A 16,618-nucleotide genomic window follows, 5' to 3' on the forward strand; every position below is an offset into this window, starting at 1 on the left:
ACCTCATCTATGTTGTGGCTGGGCCTGGGGGCGCGGGGTCGACTGATGCGGGCGGCCGCCGTACCACTATTCAGTGTAAGGGATCGCGGCGGGTGCGGCCTCGGAACGGCTGCGCCTCGGGCGAACGCCCTATTCCCGGAAGACCGCGGCCTGCCGCCGCCCCGTTCTGACCATGTCGAACACGAGGATCGCGAGCGCGCACCAGACGCCGAGGAAGCCGGCCCAGCGCCCGAAGGTCATCTCCTCGTGCAGCACGAAGTAGCCGTAGAGGAAGTTGATGATCGGGGTGAGGAACTGGATGAAGCCGAGCGTCGACAGGGGCAGCCGCCTGGCGGCCTCGCCGAAGAGCACGAGCGGGATCGCGGTCATCACGCCGCTCAGCATCAGCAGCACCGTGATGCCGGTGCCGTGCGAGAGGCCGGTGAGCCCCGCGAAGACGCCGACCAGCACGAGCTGGACGACTGCGATCGGCGCGGAGGCGAGGGTCTCGATCATGAGGCCGGTGATGCCGTCGACCTCGCCCGTGCGTTTGCGCAGCAGCCCGTACATGCCGAACGAGAACGCGAGGCCGAGCGCGATCCAGGGGAACGAGCCGTAGGCGATCGCCGAGACGAGCACGCTCACCGCCGCGATCGCGACCGCGGTCCACTGCAGGCGGCTGAGGCGCTCCTTCAGGAAGATGACGCCGAGCACGATCGTGAAGAGCGGGTTGATGAAGTAGCCGAGCGCGGTCTCGATGACGTGGCCGGTGATGACGCCGATGATGAAGATCTGCCAGTTGGCGTAGAGCATGAGCGAAGACAGCGCGAACCAGCCGAACTGCTTCGGGGTGCGCAGGATCGCCCGGACGAGGCGCCATCTGCGCAGCACGGTCACCGCGACGATGCAGACGGCGAAGGTGGTGGCGACCCGCCACGGCACCACCTCGAGCGGGTTCACGACCGCGATGAGGGTGAAGTAGAAGGGGAAGGCGCCCCAGAAGGCGTACGCCCCGATGCCGAAGGCCAGGCCGGTGCGTGTGCTGCTCATCCGCACCAGTCTAGGGCGCGGGCGGGGATGGATCGCGCACCGGGAACGCTTCCGCGAACCCGCCTGCGAACGCGCAGGAGCCCGCCGGGATGATCCCGACGGGCTCCTGCTGATGCCCGGGCGCGGTGCGCGCCCTCAGGGCGAGTGCTCGGTGAGCGCTCAGCGCTCGATGACCGCGAGGATGTCGCGGCTCGAGAGCACGAGGTAGTCCTGGCCGCCGGCCTTGACCTCGGTGCCGCCGAACTTCGAGTAGATCACGATGTCGCCGACGGCAACGTCGACGGGGATGCGGGTGCCGCTGTCCGAGACGCGGCCGGGGCCGACTGCGACGACCTCGCCCTCCTGGGGCTTCTCCTTCGCACTGTCCGGGATCACGAGACCCGAAGCGGTGGTCTGCTCCGCCTCGACCTGCTTGATGACGATACGATCTTCGAGCGGCTTGATGGCTACCGACACGGTTGACCTCTTTCTGATGACAAGGTGACTCTCGCGCCCCACCACTTCGGTCGGGCTCTGCAGCAAAGTCTATGGCCGTCGCTGGCACTCTCGCAAGGTGAGTGCCAATGATTCGGCCGGGGATCGCGCTCAGCGAACGGCCGCCGCCGCCCTGCGGCCGCCCGCCTCGAGAACGGCGGCGCGAAACGGCGGTGTGGAATAATCGACGGCGACGCCTGAGCGCGCCTGCTCGGCCGACCGGAATCGAGGAAACCATGACGACCCCCGACACCCCGCAGCCCACGTCCGCACAGCCCACGGTCCCGCTGCCCGACATGCAGCTCCCCTCGGCGCAGTTCCCCGAGGCCGTCGTCGCGGGCTCGGAACCCGCCCCCTACGTCGCCCCGCTCCCCGCGCCGCCCGCCACCGCTCCTGCCGGCGCCACGACGCTCGCCGCGACCAATGCCTTCGCGCTCGTCTCCATCGTGCTCGCCTTCCTGTCGCCGATCGCCGCGATCGTCTTCGGGCACATGGCCCTCAGCCAGATCAAGCGCAACGGCGACGCCGGCCGCGGCCTCGCCCTCACCGGCACCATCATCGGCTACGCCTCGCTCGCCATGGTCGCGCTGTTCTTCATCTTCTACATCGGCTTCATCTTCATCATGCTCGGCACGATGGGCGCCGCCATCTCGGGCATGGAAGGCGCCTGGGACGATTCCTACGCATACTGACCCGCCCCGCACCCGAGCATGACGCGCGCAGACGGCCCCGACGGGCCGCCCGGCTGGCGGGCCCTGCTCGCCCCGGACGGCGCGGAACGCCTCCGGGGCGTCGAGGCCGAGATCGCGGGCGGCAGCGACCCCTCCGCCGTCGGCGCCGCACTGCGGCGCGCGGGAGCAGAACCCGACGAGGTCTCGGCACTGCTCACGCAGGCCGACCTGCGGCGCCGCGCGCGGGCGAAGTTCGGCGCACTCGCCTCGCGGCTGCTCTTCACGCCCGCGGGGCTCGAACAGGCGACCCGCGCGCCGATCGCGGCGCTGCATGCGGCTCGCTTCGCGCGCGCGGGTTGCGCATCGGTCGCCGACCTGGGCTGCGGCATCGGAGCCGAGTCGCTCGCGATCGCAGGCGCGGGTCTCACTCCCGCCCCGGTCGAGCTCGACCCGTTCACGGCACGACTGGCGGCGCACAACCTGCGGGCGGTCGGCTGCGACGCCGAGGTGCGGGTGGGCGACGCGGAGGCGCTGCCGCTCGCGCACGGCGTCGACGGCGCCTTCCTCGACCCCGCCCGACGCACGGCCGGGCATCGGGATACGAGACGCCTCGCTTCGCACGGGGACTACTCCCCCTCGCTCGGCTTCGCCTTCTCGCACGGCGACCGGATGCCGACCGGGGTGAAGCTCGGCCCGGGGCTCGACCGCGACCTCATCCCCGAGAACGCCGAGGCGCAGTGGGTGTCGAGCGACGGGCAGCTCGTCGAGATGGGGCTGTGGTTCGGCGCCGCCGCGCGACCCGGCATCGGTCGCGCGGCGCTCGTGCACCGCTCGGGCCGCGATGGCGATGACCACGTGCACGAGCTCACCGCTTCGGCCGACACTCCCGATGCCGAGGCGCGCGGCCTCGGCGAGTTCCTCTACGAGCCCGACGGCGCCGTCATCCGCGCGCGCCTCATCGGGCTGCTCGCCGAGCAGCTGGGGGCGGGCATGGTCAGCGCGCGCATCGCCTATCTCACGGGCGACGAGCTCGTCCCGACGCCGTTCGCCGCCGCCTTTCGCGTGCTCGAGCGGCTGCCGGCGAAGGAGAAGCAGCTGCGCAAGGCGCTCGCCGCGCGCGAAATCGGTCGCCTGGAGATCAAGAAGCGGGGCGCCGACGTCGACCCTGCGCAGCTGCGGTCGCGTCTGAAGCTGCAGGGATCGCGGAGCGCGACGCTGTTCCTCACCCGCGAGGGCGAGCGCCACGTCGCGCTCCTCGCCGAGCGCTGCTGACGGACACCTGCGCCCGAACTTCGGCTCTCACCCGTATTTCGGATGAGAACCGGGGATGCGATCCGAAATACGGGTGAGAGCCGAAGTTCGGGCGGGGTAAACAGCCGGCAGGGCGGGCAGGCGGCAGGGCGGGCAGCCTGCAGTCGACGAGTCGAGCAGGCGACGGGTCTAGGCGACCTGGATCTCGGTGACCGGCAGCGTCGAGTCGGCGCCGAAGCCGAGCGATGACGGCGCGTGGCCGGCCGCCACGAGCTGCGCGCCGAGCGATGCGATCATCGCCCCGTTGTCGGTGCACAGCGACAGCGGCGGCACGCGCAGCTCGACGCCCGCGGCGGCGCAGCGCTCCGCGGCGACCTCGCGCAGGCGCGCATTCGCGACGACGCCCCCGCCGAGCAGCAGCCGCGGTACGCCGAGGTCGGCGCACGCGGCGAGCGCCTTCGTGAGCAGCACGTCGACGACGGCCTCTCTGAAGCTCGCGGCGACATCGGCGACGGGCACTTCGAGCCCCTCGGCCTCGCGCTTCTCCACCCAGCGGGCGACCGAGGTCTTGAGCCCCGAGAACGAGAAGTTGTAGCGGTTCTTCGCCATATCCTTCGGCAGCGTCAGGCCGCGGGGGAAGCGGATCGCCGTCGGATTGCCGTCTGCGGCGGCGCGGTCGATCTGGGGGCCGCCGGGGTAGGGCAGCCCGAGCAGGCGGGCGACCTTGTCGAAGGCCTCGCCGGCGGCATCGTCGATCGTCTCGCCGAGCATCTCGACGTCGCCCGTGAGGTCGCGCACGACGAGCAGCGACGTATGGCCGCCCGACACGAGCAGCGCGACCGTCGGCAGTTCGAGCTCGCCGATGTCGCCGACGGCGGGGCGCAGCCCCTCGCTCTGCAGCAGGTCGGCGCCGACGTGGCCGACGAGGTGGTTCACGGCGTAGAGGGGCAGCCCGCGCGCGACCGCGAGCGCCTTCGCGGCGGAGACGCCCACCATGAGCGCGCCGGCGAGGCCGGGGCCGCAGGTCACCGCGACGGCGTCGATCTCGTCGAGCGTCACGCCGGCGTCTGCGAGCGCGCGGTCGATGGTCGGGGTCATCGCTTCGAGGTGCGCACGCGCGGCGACCTCGGGCACGACGCCGCCGAATCGTGCATGCTCCTCCATCGACGACGCGATCGCATTGGCGAGCAGCGTGCGGCCGCGCACGATACCAACGCCGGTCTCGTCGCAGCTGGTCTCGATGCCGAGCACGAGCGGCTCGACGCTCGTGCCATAAGCACTGCCGAGCGGCTCGACACTCGTGCCATGAGCGCTCCCGAGAGGCTCGCGGTTCGGGCTCATCGCCGGTCCTCCAGATTCAGCCGCATGACCACGGCGTCGACGTCGTCGGGTTGATAGTAGCGGGGGCGCACGCCGATCTCCGCGAAGCCGAGCGAGGCGTAGAGGCCCCGGGCGGGCGGGTTGTCGGCGCGCACTTCGAGAAACACCTGGCGGGTGCCCCGTCGGTCGGCCTCGTCGAGCAGTTCATCCATGAGGCGTCTGCCGTGGCCCGCACCGCGCACGGCGGGTGCGAGCGCGATGGTCTGGATGTCGCCGTCGTCGCCTACCGCGAGAAGGCCGGCGTAGCCCTGCACGGCCCCGGCTTCATCGACGAGCACGATATAGCGGCGGAAGTCGCCCGTGAGCTCCGAGCGCAGCGCGCCCTCGCTCCAGGCCTCGCCGCCGAACACGGCGCGTTCGATCGCGAGGATCGCGTCGAGATCCGATTCTTCGGCCGAGCGGATCGAGAGCTCGCCCGCCACCGCATCAAGCACTCGGAATGACCTTCTTCGGCCCCGACGACACGAGCACGTCGGGCTGGCGGATGTACAGGGCGCGGTCGGATTCGAAGGCGAGGCCGGCGGCCAGGCGACGGGCGGCGAGGCGCACGAGCCCGCTCGCCGGAATGCGCTCGGGCCAGATCTCGCCTACGACCGGGGCATGGTCGGTGCGGGCGACGAGTCGCGGCCCGTCGCTGCGCACGGGGATGCCCGCCCAGTCGACGCCCGAGTAGTCGGTGACGAATAGTTCGCGCCGCCGGGCATCCTGCACGACGCGCACGCCGGCTTCGGCGCCCCGCAGGTGATCGAGCGCGACGGCCTCGTGTCCCTGCAACGGCAGGAGCGGCACGGCGCGCGACTGCGCGAAGACGTGCGCGGCGGCGATGCCGACGCGGAGCCCGGTGAACGGGCCGGGCCCGATACCTGCGACGACGCCGGTCACCCGCTCGGGCGCGACGCCCGAGCGGTCGAAGACCTCGGCGAGCAGCGGGCCGATGAGCTCGGCGTGGCCGCGGGGGTCGTCGCTCGAGACCTCGGTGATGCGCCCGTCGGCGCCGAGCGCGATGCTCGTGCCGATGGCCGTGTCGATCGCGAGCAGCACCTGCCCGCCGAGCTCGGGCGCCGCGATATCGCTGTGCGCGTCGGTCATGCGAGCACTCCCCTCTGCCATCGGGGCCCGTGCCCGGCGATGGTGACGATGCGCGGTTCGACGAGCTCGTGCTCCGCGTCGGTTTCCGCCTCGGGCCCCGCGCCCGCATCGACGGCCTCCCCCGCGCCGACCGGGCGCTCGATCACGATCTCGACCCACGACTCCTGCTCGTCGATGAGGCCGGCGCCCCACTCGGCGACGACGACGGAGGCCTCGAAGTCGATGTCGAGGTCGTCGAGCTCGGTCGCATCGTTCAGACGGTAGGCGTCGAGGTGCACGAGCGGAGCACCGCCGACGAGCGACGGGTGGGTGCGCGCGAGCACGAAGGTCGGGCTCTGCACGGGCCCGCGTACGCCGAGGCCCTCGCCGATGCCGCGCGTGAGCGTCGTCTTGCCCGCGCCGAGCGGCCCGGTCAGGATGAGCAGGTCGCCGGCAGCGAGCACGCGCCCCAGCCGCAGGCCGAGGTCGTGCATCGCATCCGGGTCGGCGATCTCGAGCCGCGTCATCGCGCGCCTCCCCCGGGGGTCTCCGCGTGCGGGTCGCGCTCGATGATGACGAACGCGGTGGCGACGCCGGCGTCGTGCGTCATCGAGAGGTGCGCGCGATGCGCGCCCTTCTCGGCGAGCGCCTCGGCGAAGCGCGGCGTCGAGATGAACGCCGGCGCATCGCCCCGATCCCTGGCGACGCTCATGTCGTGCCAGCGCAGTTCGCCCGAGCCGCCAAGCGCCTTGATCAGCGCCTCCTTGGCGGCGAAGCGCGCGGCGAGCGAGACGAGCGACAGCCCGCGCTCGGTCGGCGTGAAGAGCCGTTCGAGCAGCGCCGGGGTGCGCTCGAGCTGCCGCTCGAAGCGCGGGATGTCGACCGTGTCGACGCCGATGCCGACGATCATGCTGCGAACGCTACTCGACGGTGACGGACTTCGCGAGGTTGCGCGGCTGATCGACGTCGAGGCCCTTCGCGGTCGACAGCTCGAGCGCGAACCACTGCAGCGGCACGACCTGCAGGATCGGGTCGAACAGCGGATCCGAGAGCGGGATGCGGATGACGTCGTCGGCGTACGGCAGCACCGCGGTGTCGCCCTTCTCGACGATCGCGATCACCCGGGCACCGCGTGCGCGGATCTCCTGGATGTTCGAGACGACCTTCGAGTGCATGAGCGGCGCGGTGCGCGGGCTCGGCACGAGCACGAACACGGGCTGGCCGTGGTCGATGAGCGCGATCGGGCCGTGCTTCAGCTCGCCCGCGGCGAAGCCCTCCGCATGGATGTAGGCGATCTCCTTCAGCTTCAGCGCGCCTTCGAGGGCGATCGGGAAGCCGACGTGGCGGCCGAGGAAGAGCACCGAGCGGGTGTCGGCCATCCAGTGCGCGAGCTGAGCGATCTGCTCGTGGGTGTCGACGGCCTCGCGCACCTTCTCGGGCAGCGTCTCGAACTCGGCGACGGCCGTGGCCGAATCGTCGTCCGAGAGGGTGCCGCGCACGCGGCCGAGGTGCAGACCGATGAGGTAGAGCGCAGTGATCTGGGCGGTGAAGGCCTTCGTCGACGCGACGGCGACCTCGGGGCCGGCGTGCGTGTACACGGCCGCATCCGACTCGCGCGGAATGGTGGCGCTCTGCGTGTTGCACACCGAGACGGTCGTGGTGCCGCGCTCGATCGCGTACTTCACGGCCATGAGCGTATCCATCGTCTCGCCCGACTGGCTGACCGAGATGACGAGGGTGCGATCGCTGAGCACCGGCTCGCGGTAGCGGAACTCGTGGCTGAGCTGCACCTCGACGGGCACGCGCGCCCACTGCTCGATCGCGTACGAACCGACCTGTCCCGCGTACGATGCGGTACCGCAGGCGATGATGACGATGCGGTCGATCTCCTTCAGGCGGTCATCGAGCGGAGTGAGCTCGGGCACGACGACCGCGCGGCCCGAGAGGCGGCCGCGCACGGTGTTCGCGACCGCCTCGGGCTGCTCGTTGATCTCCTTCGCCATGAACGACGACCAGCCGCCCTTGTCGGCCGCATCGGCATCCCACTCGACCTCGAACTCGGCGAACTCGACCGCAGCGCCGTCGAAGTCGGTGATGCGCACGCCCTCGGGCGTGATGATCGCGATGTTGTCCTCGTCGACAGCGACGGCGCGACGCGTCGAGCTGACGAATGCGGCGACGTCGGAGCCGAGGAAGTTCTCGCCGTCGCCGAGGCCGACGACGAGCGGCGAGTGGTGCCGGGCGGCGACCACCTTGCCGGGCTCGTCCCGGTGCATCGCGAGCAGCGTGAAGGTGCCCTCGAGACGCTTCACGACGCCGCGGAACGCGGATTCGAGATCGCCGGTGCGGGCGACCTCGCGGCCCAGCAGCACGGCGACGACCTCGGTGTCGGTCTCACCGTGGAACTCCTCTCCCGCGAGCTCCGCGCGCAGTTCGGCGAAGTTCTCGACGATGCCGTTGTGGATGAGCGCGAGCTTGCCGTCGTCGCCGAGGTGCGGGTGCGCGTTCTCGTCGGTGGGGCCGCCGTGGGTCGCCCACCGGGTGTGGCCGATCCCGGTGCCCGCGGCCGCGAGGGGGGCGGCCTCGAGCAGCTCTTCGAGGCGCGCGAGCTTGCCCGAGCGCTTGCGCACGGCGATCTGACCGGTGTCGTCGTACACGGCGATGCCCGCCGAGTCGTATCCGCGGTATTCCAGGCGGCGCAGGCCACCGATCAGCGCGTCGACCGTACTATTCGGGCCGACATATCCGACGATTCCACACATGAGGAATATTTTAGTGGCACGATTGATGGACGATGACTGACAGCAGCGCCGAGACCGGCGAAATCGGAACCGACACCCAGGCGTTGATCCGACCCGAATTCCTCACGCCGTTCACCGAGATCGGGCGCGAGGAATGGTCGCGCCTCGCGGACACCACTCCCATGCCGCTGACCGAGGAGGAAGTGCGGGCGTTCCGCGGCCTCGGCGAGCCGCTCGACCTCACCGAGATCGCCGAGGTGTACCGGCCGCTCAGTCGGCTCATCAACCAGTACGCGTTGGCGGCGCGCGAGATGCACAACCGCACCCGCGGCTTCCTGCAGCATCCGGATGAGCAGCAGAGCCCGTTCGTCATCGGCATCGCCGGTTCGGTGGCGGTCGGCAAGTCGACCGTGGCCCGTATTCTACGCGACCTGCTCGCGCGCTGGCCCGAGACGCCGAACGTGTCGCTCGTCACGACCGACGGGTTCCTGTACCCGAACGCCGAGCTGCGGCGCCGCGGCATCGCCTCGCGCAAGGGCTTCCCCGAGTCGTACGACCGGCGATCCCTGCTGCGCTTCGTGTCGCAGGTGAAGGCCGGGGTGCCCGAGGTGTGCGCGCCGATCTACAGCCACCTCATCTACGACATCGTGCCCGGAGAGTACGCCGTGGTGCGCCGCCCCGACATCCTCATCGTCGAGGGGCTCAACGTGCTGCGCCCGGCGTCGATGGAGCATCCGGTCGCGGTCAGCGACCTGTTCGACTTCTCGGTCTACGTCGACGCGCGCACGTCCGACATCCACCGCTGGTACCGCAACCGCTTCCTGAAGCTGCGGGCGAGCGCGTTCTCGAACCCCGACTCGTACTTCCGCCGCTACGCCGGCCTGGAGGACGAGGTCGCCATGGCCGTCGCCGACGAGTTCTGGACGAACATCAACGAGCCGAACCTCATCGAGAACATCCGACCGACCCGCGCGCGGGCCACGGCCGTGCTGCGCAAGGACGCCGACCACAGCGTGCAGAAGGTGCTCCTGCGCAAGCTCTGAATCGAACGGCTCCCTGCCCTGGCGCCGGCCGCGCCGGCGCTCCAACAGGTGTGGTGCCATATGGCCCACCGGGGCCATGACGGTGAACCGTATGGCTCCGCACTCAGCAGGGATCCGTACATCGTAGGGCGCGACTCGGCCCCGCCGACCCGCGCTCGGGTCGACGGGGCCGTGAGCTCTCCGACGAGGATCTGCTAGACCGCGAGGCGCTCCTTGACGATGGCCGCGAGGTCGTTCGCGAGACTCAGCGCCTGGTCCTCGTGCTCGGCCTCGACCATGACGCGCACGACGGGCTCGGTGCCCGAGGGGCGCAGCAGCACGCGGCCCTTGCCGCCGAGCGCGATACCCGCCTGGGTCACGGCCTGCTGCAGCACTTCGTCGCCGTTCACGCCGGTCCGGTCGACGCCTCGCACGTTGACGAGCACCTGCGGGTACACGGTCATGCATGTCGAGAGCTCGGCGAGCGTCTTGCCGCTGCGCACCATCTCGGCCGCGATGTGCAGGCCGGTGAGGATGCCGTCGCCGGTCGTCGCGTACTCGCTCATGATGACGTGGCCCGACTGCTCGCCCCCGAGCGAGTAGCCATTCGCGTTGATCGACTCGAGCACGTAGCGGTCGCCCACTCCGGTCTCGACGACATCGATGCCGTTGTCGGCCATCGCGAGCTTCAGTCCGAGGTTCGACATGACGGTCGCGACGAGCGTGTTCTGCTCGAGGCGGCCGCGCGCCGACATCGAGAGCGCGAGAATCGCCATGATGCGGTCGCCGTCGACGACGTTGCCGTCGGCGTCGATCGCGAGGCAGCGGTCGGCGTCGCCGTCGTGCGCGATGCCGAGGTCGGCGCCGTGCTCGGTGACTGCGGCGATCAGCGGTTCGAGGTGGGTGGAGCCCACGCCGTCGTTGATGTTGAAGCCGTCGGGGTCGTTGCCGATCACGGTGACCTTCGCACCGGCGTCGCTGAAGACGTCGGGCGAGATGCCGGCCGCGGCGCCGTGCGCGCAGTCGAGCACGACGTGCAGCCCGTCGAGGCGGAGGCCTTCGAGGGTGCCGAGCAGGTGCACGAGATAGCGGTCCTCGGCGTCGGCAAAGCGGCGGATGCGGCCGACCTCGCGTCCGGTGACCGCGATCGGGGGCCGGCTCATGGCCTCCTGGATCGCGTCCTCGATGTCGTCGGCGAGCTTGCGCCCGCCCTCAGCGAAGAACTTGATGCCGTTGTCGGCGGCGGGGTTGTGCGAGGCCGAGACCATGACGCCGAAATCGGCGCCGGTGTCGGCGACGAGGTACGCCGCTGCCGGGGTCGGGATGACGCCGGCGTCGAGCACGTCGACTCCGGCGGAGGCGAGGCCGGCTGCAACAGCGGCCGCGATGAACTCACCGGAGACGCGCGGGTCGCGCGCGACGACGGCGGTAGCACGACGGCTCTCGCTCCGGGCCGAACGGCCGAGAACGAGAGCCGCTGCATGGGCGAGGCCCAGGGCCAGGTCGGCGGTCACATCGACCCCGGCCAGACCCCGAACCCCATCGGTGCCGAAAAGGCGTCCCATAAGGAAGCTCCGAAGCTTAGCGCTTCGAGTACTGCGGAGCCTTGCGCGCCTTCTTGAGGCCGGCCTTCTTGCGCTCGATGACGCGGGCGTCGCGGCTCAGGAAGCCGGCCTTCTTCAGCGTCGGGCGGTTGTGCTCGGCGTCGATCTCGTTGAGCGCGCGAGCGATGGCGAGACGCAGGGCGCCCGCCTGGCCCGAGGGGCCGCCGCCGGTGATGCGTGCGATCACGTCGTACGAGCCGTTCAGCTCGAGCACCGTGAACGGGTCGGTGATGAGCTGCTGGTGCAGCTTGTTCGGGAAGTACTCGGCGAGCTCGCGGCCGTTGACGGTCGCGGTGCCCGAACCGGGGATGAGGCGCACGCGCGCGATCGCGCGCTTGCGGCGGCCGACGCCGGCACCGGGAACGGTGAGCGCGGGGCGCGGGGCCTGTTCGGTCGCCTGGGCGGCCGGGGTCTCGGTGGTGTAGCTCTCGGTGGCCACGGTCTGCTCTTCAGTCACTGTGCAGTCTCTCTCTTGAACGTCTCGTCGGGCGCGATTACTGCGCGACCTGGCCGAAGGTGTAGGGGGTGGGCTGCTGCGCGGCGTGCGGGTGCTCGGCACCCGCGTAGACCTTCAGCTTGCGGAACAGGTCGGCACCCAGCGAGTTCTTGGGAAGCATGCCGCGGATGGCCTTCTCGACCGCGCGCTCCGGGTTGTTCGCGAGGAGCTCGGTGTAGCTGACGGCGGTGAGGCCGCCCGGGTAGCCCGAGTGACGGTAGGCCATCTTCTTGGCCGCCTTGTTGGCGGTCAGAACGACCTTGTCGGCGTTCACGATGATGACGTAGTCGCCCATGTCCATGTGGGGGGCGAACGTGGTCTTGTGCTTGCCGCGGAGCAGGGCTGCCGCGTGCGAGGCGAGACGGCCGAGAACCACGTCGGTGGCGTCGATGACGATCCAGTCGTGCTTCTGCTCAGCTGCCTTCGGCGAATAAGTGCGAGTCACTGTCGTGCTGCTTTCTGTCGAAATGGAGGTGTTTCGTGAATCCCGCTCCGTGCCCCGTCCCGCGAGGGTGCAGGGGCCGTGGAGGGCTCAACAAATCGGGCGCTTGCGCACCAAGGGTCTACTTTAGCACAGGGATCACGCGGCCGGCGCATCGTCCTCGAGCAGGTGCGCGAGCACGCGCCCTGCCCAGGCCACGACATCGCCGTCATCGTCCGTCGGCTTGCGTCCGACCGACGCGAGCGGGCTGCGCGCGGGCGAGGCAGAGCCCGGCATCGGGATCTGCAGCACCCCCGTGGATTCGGTGTAGCGGGCGCCCGGGTACATGCGGTTCATGCGCATGCGCCGCGAGTCGAGCAGCCGCACGGGTTCGATACGCAGGTTCGGGCCGATCGCGACGAGCTTCGCGATGCCGAGCTTCGTGACCCGGCGGCGCAGCGCCGAGACCGCAGCGAGGCGCTCGACCTCCGCGGGCGGCTCGCCGTAGCGATCGGTGAGCTCCTCGAGCACGAGCGCGACGTGATCCTCCGGAGCCTGCGGGTGCGATGCGGCCGAGAACTTCTGGTAGGCCTCGAGCCTGAGCCGCTCGCTCTCGACGTACGCCTCGGGGATGTGCGCGTCGACGGGCAGCTCGAGCACGAGCTCGGAGGGCCCGCTCGTCTCCTCCCCCTTGAACGTGTTCACGGCCTCGCCGATCATGCGCAGGTAGAGGTCGAAGCCGACGCCCGCGATGTGCCCCGACTGCTCGCCGCCGAGCAGGTTGCCGGCACCGCGCAGCTCGAGATCCTTCAGCGCGACCTGCATGCCCGAGCCGAGCTCGTTGTTCGTCGCGAGCGTCTCGAGTCGCTCGTGCGCGTGCTCGGTGAGCGGCTTGTCGGGGTCGTAGAGGAAGTAGGCGTAGGCGCGTTCGCGGCTGCGCCCGACACGGCCGCGCAGCTGGTGCAGCTGGCTCAGGCCGTACTTGTCGGCGGCGTCGATGATGATGGTGTTGGCGTTCGCGATGTCGAGGCCGGTCTCGATGATCGTGGTCGAGACGAGCACATCGAACTTGCGCTCCCAGAAATCCTGCACCACGCGCTCGAGCTGATGCTCCGAGAGCTTGCCGTGGGCGACGGCGACGCGCGCCTCGGGCACGAGCTCCGAGATCTGGGCGGCGATGCGCCCGATCGACGAGACGCGGTTGTGCACGAAGAAGACCTGCCCTTCGCGCAGCAGCTCGCGCCTGATGGCGGCGGCGATCTGCTTGTCGCTGCGCGGGCCGACGAAGGTGAGGATCGGGTGGCGATCCTCGGGCGGGGTCGCGAGCGTCGACATCTCGCGGATGCCGGTGACCGCCATCTCGAGGGTGCGCGGAATCGGCGTCGCACTCATCGCGAGAATGTCGACGCCGGTCTTCAGCTTCTTCAGCGCGTCCTTGTGCTCGACGCCGAAGCGCTGCTCCTCGTCGACGATGAGGAGCCCGAGATCCTTGTAGCGCACGCTCTCGGCGAGGAGCCGGTGGGTGCCGATGACGACGTCGACGGTGCCCGCAGCCAGGCCCTCGATCGTATCGGTCGACTCCTTCTCGGTCTGGAAGCGGCTGAGCGGGCGGATGGATACGGGGAAACCTGCGAAGCGGTTCTGGAAGGTCTCGAGGTGCTGCGTGACGAGCAGCGTGGTGGGCACGAGCATGGCGACCTGCTTGCCGTCCTGCACCGCCTTGAACGCCGCGCGCACGGCCACCTCGGTCTTGCCGAAGCCGACGTCGCCGGCGAGCAGGCGGTCCATCGGGATCGGCCGCTCCATGTCGCGCTTCACCTCGTCGATGGTGGTGAGCTGGTCGAGCGTCTCGGCGTACGGGAACGCCTCCTCGAGCTCGTGCTGCCAGGGGGTGTCGGGCGAGAACGCATGCCCCTTCGAGGCGACGCGCGCCGAGTAGAGCTTCACGAGCTCGACGGCGATGTCGCGCACGGCCTTGCGGGCCTTCGACTTGGCGTTCGACCAGTCGCTGCCGCCCATCTTCGACAGGGCGGGCGCCTCGCCGCCGACGTAGCGCGAGAGCTGGTCGAGCTGATCGGTGGGCACGTACAGCTTGTCCTTGGGCAGCCCGCGCTTCGAGGCGGCGTATTCGAGCACGAGGTATTCGCGGGGCGCCTTCTCGGCATCGCGCCCCATGCCGGTCGGCACCATGCGCTGCGTCAGCTCGACGAAGCGGCCGATGCCGTGGGTCTCGTGCACGACGTAGTCGCCGGCGACGAGCTTCAGGGGGTCGACGACGTTCTTGCCGCGGCGCCGGGCGAGCTTCTGGCTGCCCGCGGCCTGAGCGCTGACGGCGCGGCCGAAGAACTCGGCCTCGGTGGCGAGCAGCAGCTTCGCCTCGGGACTCTCGAAGCCGGATGGCGCGACGCCGGTGACGAGGTAGACGACGCCGTTCTCGAGCTCTGCGGGCAGCTCGTCGACGATGCGCGCGGCGGCGCCCGCCTCGGCGAGCACGTCGCGGGCGCGCTCGATGAGCCCCATGCCCTGGGCGGCGACGACCGCATGCCAGCCTTCGCGCATGCGCTCGCCGAGCACTCGGATGGCGGCGCCCGTCGGGTCTGCGCTCTGCGCCGGGCGCGGGAAGGGCGCGCCGTGCACGGCGATCGCGGCGGGGTCGACGGGCACGACGGGGTCGGCGCCCCCCTCGTGCTCGGCGGATGCATCCTCGCCGTGCACGAAGCTCGAGAGAGTCCACCACGGGCGCAGGCCCCGGGAGCCCGATCGCAGCTCCCGCATCGTGAGCATGCTCGAGTCGTCGGCGGGGATCGGCGCATCCGCGCCCGCGGTCGCCGCATGCCAGGCCGCCTCGAGGAACTCGCGGTTCGTCTCGACGAGGCTCACCGCGCGCCCGGCGACGCGCTCGGGCGACGCCACGAGCACGGCCCCGCCCTCGGGCATGAGCGAGGTGAGCGGGAGCAGTTCGGGCACGAGCAGCGGGAGCAGGCTCTCCATCCCCTCGACCGGGATGCCGTTGCTCAACTTCTCGAGGAGGGTGCCGAGCGCCGGGAACCGGGGCAGCAGCGCGGCGGCGCGCTCGCGCACATCGTCGGTCAGCAGCAGTTCGCGCGCCGGCCACAGCTCGACCGCGGGCAGCGGGTCGCCTGCCGACCGCTGGTCGGAGACGGAGAAGGCCCGGATCTGGTCGACCTCGTCGCCGAAGAAGTCGACGCGCACCGCGTGCGGCGCTTCGGGCGGGAACACGTCGAGAATGCCGCCGCGCACGGCGAACTCGCCGCGCCGGGTGACCATGTCGACCCGGGTGTACGCGCGATCGACGAGTGCGCGAGCGACGGTGTCGAGGCCGTCGGATGCGGCGCCCGCTGTCAGAACGAGCGGCTCGGCCGTCGCCGCGTGCGGCGAGATCGGCTGCAGTGCGGCGCGCACCGAGGCGACCACGACGAGCATGCGCTCGCCGGTGTGCTCCCGCAGCATGCGCAGCGCCTGCGCGCGGCGCCCGACGGTCTCGGGGCTCGGGCTCAACCGCTCGTGCGGCAACGTCTCCCACGCCGGGAACTCGACGGTGTCGGCCTTCGGGAGAATCGATGCGATCGCAGTGCGCAGGGCATCGGCTTCGCGACTCGTGGCCGCGATGAGCAGCAGCGCCCCGCGGTCGCCGCCGCCGCGCAGCCGTCGCAGGAGCCCGGCGACCAGCGGGGCGCGCAGCCCCTCCGTCACCGAGAAGTCGGCATCCTGCGCGGCGGCGTCTTGCGCCTGCAGAAACGACTCCGACTGCTCGAGCAGCCGCTCGATGCCGCCGAGGCTCACTGCTTGGCTCCGTGGAACTGCTGCTGCGCCGCGAGCAGGCCGTCGTCGATGAGCGCGGTGGCCGCGTCCGCGGCGTCCTCGAGCAGCACGGCGAGCGTCGACCGCTCGCCGCTCGAGAACGGCCGCAGCACGAAGTCGGCCGCGTCCTGCTGCCCGGGCGGCCGCCCGATACCGACGCGCACGCGCAGGAAATCGGGGGTGCCGAGGGCCTTGGCGATATCGCGGAGGCCGTTGTGGCCGCCGTGGCCGCCGCCCTGCTTGAGCTTGAGCGTGTCGAACGGCAGGTCGAGCTCGTCGTGGATCACGATGATGCGCTCGGCCGGCACGCCGAAGTACTTCGCGAGCGCGGAGACCGGGCCGCCCGAAGTGTTCATGTATCCGTTCGATTTCGCGAGGACCGCCTTCGGCCCGCCCGGACGGATGCGTCCTTCGGCGACGCGCGCGCCGGTGCGGTGCGAGGAGAAGCGCGCGGAGAGCCGATCGGCGATCACGTCGAGCACCATCTGGCCCACGTTGTGCCGGGTGGTCTCGTACTTCGCCCCCGGGTTGCCCAGGCCGACGATCAACCAGCTGTCTTCGGACACTCGTTCCGCTCCCTCATTCCGTGTGCGCCAGAACATCAACGCCTCCATGCTCGCATCGGCCCCCGACAATTCT

The 16,618-nt window shown here is 70.7% G+C and carries 16 protein-coding genes; 3 read left to right on the forward strand and 13 right to left on the reverse strand.

The window, feature by feature from the left end; translation table 11 throughout:
- Positions 1 to 129 precede the first annotated feature (129 nt).
- Together rarD and groES are read right to left on the reverse strand one after the other, a co-directional pair.
- Positions 130 to 1,029, reverse strand: coding sequence for an EamA family transporter RarD (rarD, locus tag ACUYTF_RS01050; protein ID WP_434141395.1), 900 nt, complete (start codon positions 1,027 to 1,029; stop codon positions 130 to 132).
- A gap of 159 nt (positions 1,030 to 1,188) precedes the next feature.
- Complete coding sequence (gene groES, locus ACUYTF_RS01055; protein ID WP_434141393.1) at positions 1,189 to 1,485, reverse strand: co-chaperone GroES; 297 nt, start codon at positions 1,483 to 1,485, stop codon at positions 1,189 to 1,191.
- Positions 1,486 to 1,739: 254 nt separating this feature from the next.
- Between groES and ACUYTF_RS01060 the strand changes: the two genes are divergently transcribed.
- Together ACUYTF_RS01060 and ACUYTF_RS01065 are read left to right on the forward strand one after the other, a co-directional pair.
- Complete coding sequence (locus tag ACUYTF_RS01060; protein WP_434141391.1) at positions 1,740 to 2,195, forward strand: DUF4190 domain-containing protein; 456 nt, start codon at positions 1,740 to 1,742, stop codon at positions 2,193 to 2,195.
- An 18-nt stretch (positions 2,196 to 2,213) separates the two neighbouring features.
- On the forward strand, positions 2,214 to 3,446 hold the full coding sequence (locus tag ACUYTF_RS01065) for a THUMP-like domain-containing protein (RefSeq protein ID WP_434141389.1): 1,233 nt from the start codon (positions 2,214 to 2,216) through the stop codon (positions 3,444 to 3,446).
- Between the two features lie 168 nt (positions 3,447 to 3,614).
- Here the strand turns inward: ACUYTF_RS01065 and tsaD are convergent, their stop codons facing one another.
- The 6 genes from tsaD to glmS are packed head-to-tail and all read right to left on the reverse strand — an operon-like array spanning position 3,615 to position 8,635.
- Complete coding sequence (tsaD, locus tag ACUYTF_RS01070) at positions 3,615 to 4,766, reverse strand: tRNA (adenosine(37)-N6)-threonylcarbamoyltransferase complex transferase subunit TsaD (RefSeq protein ID WP_434141387.1); 1,152 nt, start codon at positions 4,764 to 4,766, stop codon at positions 3,615 to 3,617.
- On the reverse strand, positions 4,763 to 5,239 hold the full coding sequence (gene rimI, locus ACUYTF_RS01075) for a ribosomal protein S18-alanine N-acetyltransferase (protein ID WP_434141385.1): 477 nt from the start codon (positions 5,237 to 5,239) through the stop codon (positions 4,763 to 4,765). Before rimI ends, tsaD begins: the two co-directional genes overlap by 4 nt.
- The gene (tsaB, locus tag ACUYTF_RS01080) at positions 5,232 to 5,894 is read right to left on the reverse strand and encodes a tRNA (adenosine(37)-N6)-threonylcarbamoyltransferase complex dimerization subunit type 1 TsaB (RefSeq protein ID WP_434141383.1); all 663 of its coding nucleotides are present in this window, start codon (positions 5,892 to 5,894) and stop codon (positions 5,232 to 5,234) included. Before tsaB ends, rimI begins: the two co-directional genes overlap by 8 nt.
- The gene (tsaE, locus tag ACUYTF_RS01085) at positions 5,891 to 6,400 is read right to left on the reverse strand and encodes a tRNA (adenosine(37)-N6)-threonylcarbamoyltransferase complex ATPase subunit type 1 TsaE (RefSeq protein WP_434141381.1); all 510 of its coding nucleotides are present in this window, start codon (positions 6,398 to 6,400) and stop codon (positions 5,891 to 5,893) included. The genes tsaB and tsaE overlap by 4 nt, the downstream gene beginning before the upstream one ends.
- On the reverse strand, positions 6,397 to 6,783 hold the full coding sequence (locus ACUYTF_RS01090; RefSeq protein WP_434141379.1) for a holo-ACP synthase: 387 nt from the start codon (positions 6,781 to 6,783) through the stop codon (positions 6,397 to 6,399). The genes tsaE and ACUYTF_RS01090 overlap by 4 nt, the downstream gene beginning before the upstream one ends.
- Positions 6,784 to 6,793: 10 nt before the next feature.
- The gene (glmS, locus tag ACUYTF_RS01095) at positions 6,794 to 8,635 is read right to left on the reverse strand and encodes a glutamine--fructose-6-phosphate transaminase (isomerizing) (RefSeq protein ID WP_434141377.1); all 1,842 of its coding nucleotides are present in this window, start codon (positions 8,633 to 8,635) and stop codon (positions 6,794 to 6,796) included.
- Between the two features lie 32 nt (positions 8,636 to 8,667).
- Here glmS and coaA point away from each other — a divergent pair, with 32 nt between their 5' ends.
- Positions 8,668 to 9,657, forward strand: coding sequence for a type I pantothenate kinase (coaA, locus tag ACUYTF_RS01100; protein WP_434141375.1), 990 nt, complete (start codon positions 8,668 to 8,670; stop codon positions 9,655 to 9,657).
- A 194-nt stretch (positions 9,658 to 9,851) separates the two neighbouring features.
- On the opposite strand, the gene glmM is transcribed toward coaA, so the two are convergent.
- The 5 genes from glmM to pth form a co-directional block, all read right to left on the reverse strand.
- A complete protein-coding gene (gene glmM / locus ACUYTF_RS01105; RefSeq protein WP_434141373.1) occupies positions 9,852 to 11,201 on the reverse strand; it encodes a phosphoglucosamine mutase in 1,350 nt (449 codons plus the stop codon).
- Positions 11,202 to 11,217: 16 nt separating this feature from the next.
- Positions 11,218 to 11,697, reverse strand: coding sequence for a 30S ribosomal protein S9 (gene rpsI / locus ACUYTF_RS01110; protein ID WP_434141371.1), 480 nt, complete (start codon positions 11,695 to 11,697; stop codon positions 11,218 to 11,220).
- A gap of 37 nt (positions 11,698 to 11,734) precedes the next feature.
- Complete coding sequence (rplM, locus tag ACUYTF_RS01115; RefSeq protein WP_434141369.1) at positions 11,735 to 12,181, reverse strand: 50S ribosomal protein L13; 447 nt, start codon at positions 12,179 to 12,181, stop codon at positions 11,735 to 11,737.
- A 135-nt stretch (positions 12,182 to 12,316) separates the two neighbouring features.
- On the reverse strand, positions 12,317 to 15,961 hold the full coding sequence (gene mfd / locus ACUYTF_RS01120) for a transcription-repair coupling factor (protein ID WP_434141367.1): 3,645 nt from the start codon (positions 15,959 to 15,961) through the stop codon (positions 12,317 to 12,319).
- Positions 15,958 to 16,581, reverse strand: coding sequence for an aminoacyl-tRNA hydrolase (gene pth / locus ACUYTF_RS01125; protein ID WP_434141365.1), 624 nt, complete (start codon positions 16,579 to 16,581; stop codon positions 15,958 to 15,960). The genes mfd and pth overlap by 4 nt, the downstream gene beginning before the upstream one ends.
- Positions 16,582 to 16,618 lie beyond the last annotated feature (37 nt).

This window comes from Leucobacter sp. GX0328 (genome assembly GCF_053567315.1).

Coding starts and splice junctions, on each gene's coding strand:
- coaA (WP_434141375.1), top strand. CDS start 8,668: ATGACTGACAGCAGCGCCGAGACCGGCGAAATCGGAACCGACACCCAG.
- tsaD (WP_434141387.1), bottom strand. CDS start 4,766: ATGAGCCCGAACCGCGAGCCTCTCGGGAGCGCTCATGGCACGAGTGTC.
- pth (WP_434141365.1), bottom strand. CDS start 16,581: ATGTTCTGGCGCACACGGAATGAGGGAGCGGAACGAGTGTCCGAAGAC.
- ACUYTF_RS01065 (WP_434141389.1), top strand. CDS start 2,214: ATGACGCGCGCAGACGGCCCCGACGGGCCGCCCGGCTGGCGGGCCCTG.
- ACUYTF_RS01060 (WP_434141391.1), top strand. CDS start 1,740: ATGACGACCCCCGACACCCCGCAGCCCACGTCCGCACAGCCCACGGTC.
- tsaB (WP_434141383.1), bottom strand. CDS start 5,894: ATGACCGACGCGCACAGCGATATCGCGGCGCCCGAGCTCGGCGGGCAG.
- tsaE (WP_434141381.1), bottom strand. CDS start 6,400: ATGACGCGGCTCGAGATCGCCGACCCGGATGCGATGCACGACCTCGGC.
- glmS (WP_434141377.1), bottom strand. CDS start 8,635: ATGTGTGGAATCGTCGGATATGTCGGCCCGAATAGTACGGTCGACGCG.
- ACUYTF_RS01090 (WP_434141379.1), bottom strand. CDS start 6,783: ATGATCGTCGGCATCGGCGTCGACACGGTCGACATCCCGCGCTTCGAG.
- rarD (WP_434141395.1), bottom strand. CDS start 1,029: ATGAGCAGCACACGCACCGGCCTGGCCTTCGGCATCGGGGCGTACGCC.
- glmM (WP_434141373.1), bottom strand. CDS start 11,201: ATGGGACGCCTTTTCGGCACCGATGGGGTTCGGGGTCTGGCCGGGGTC.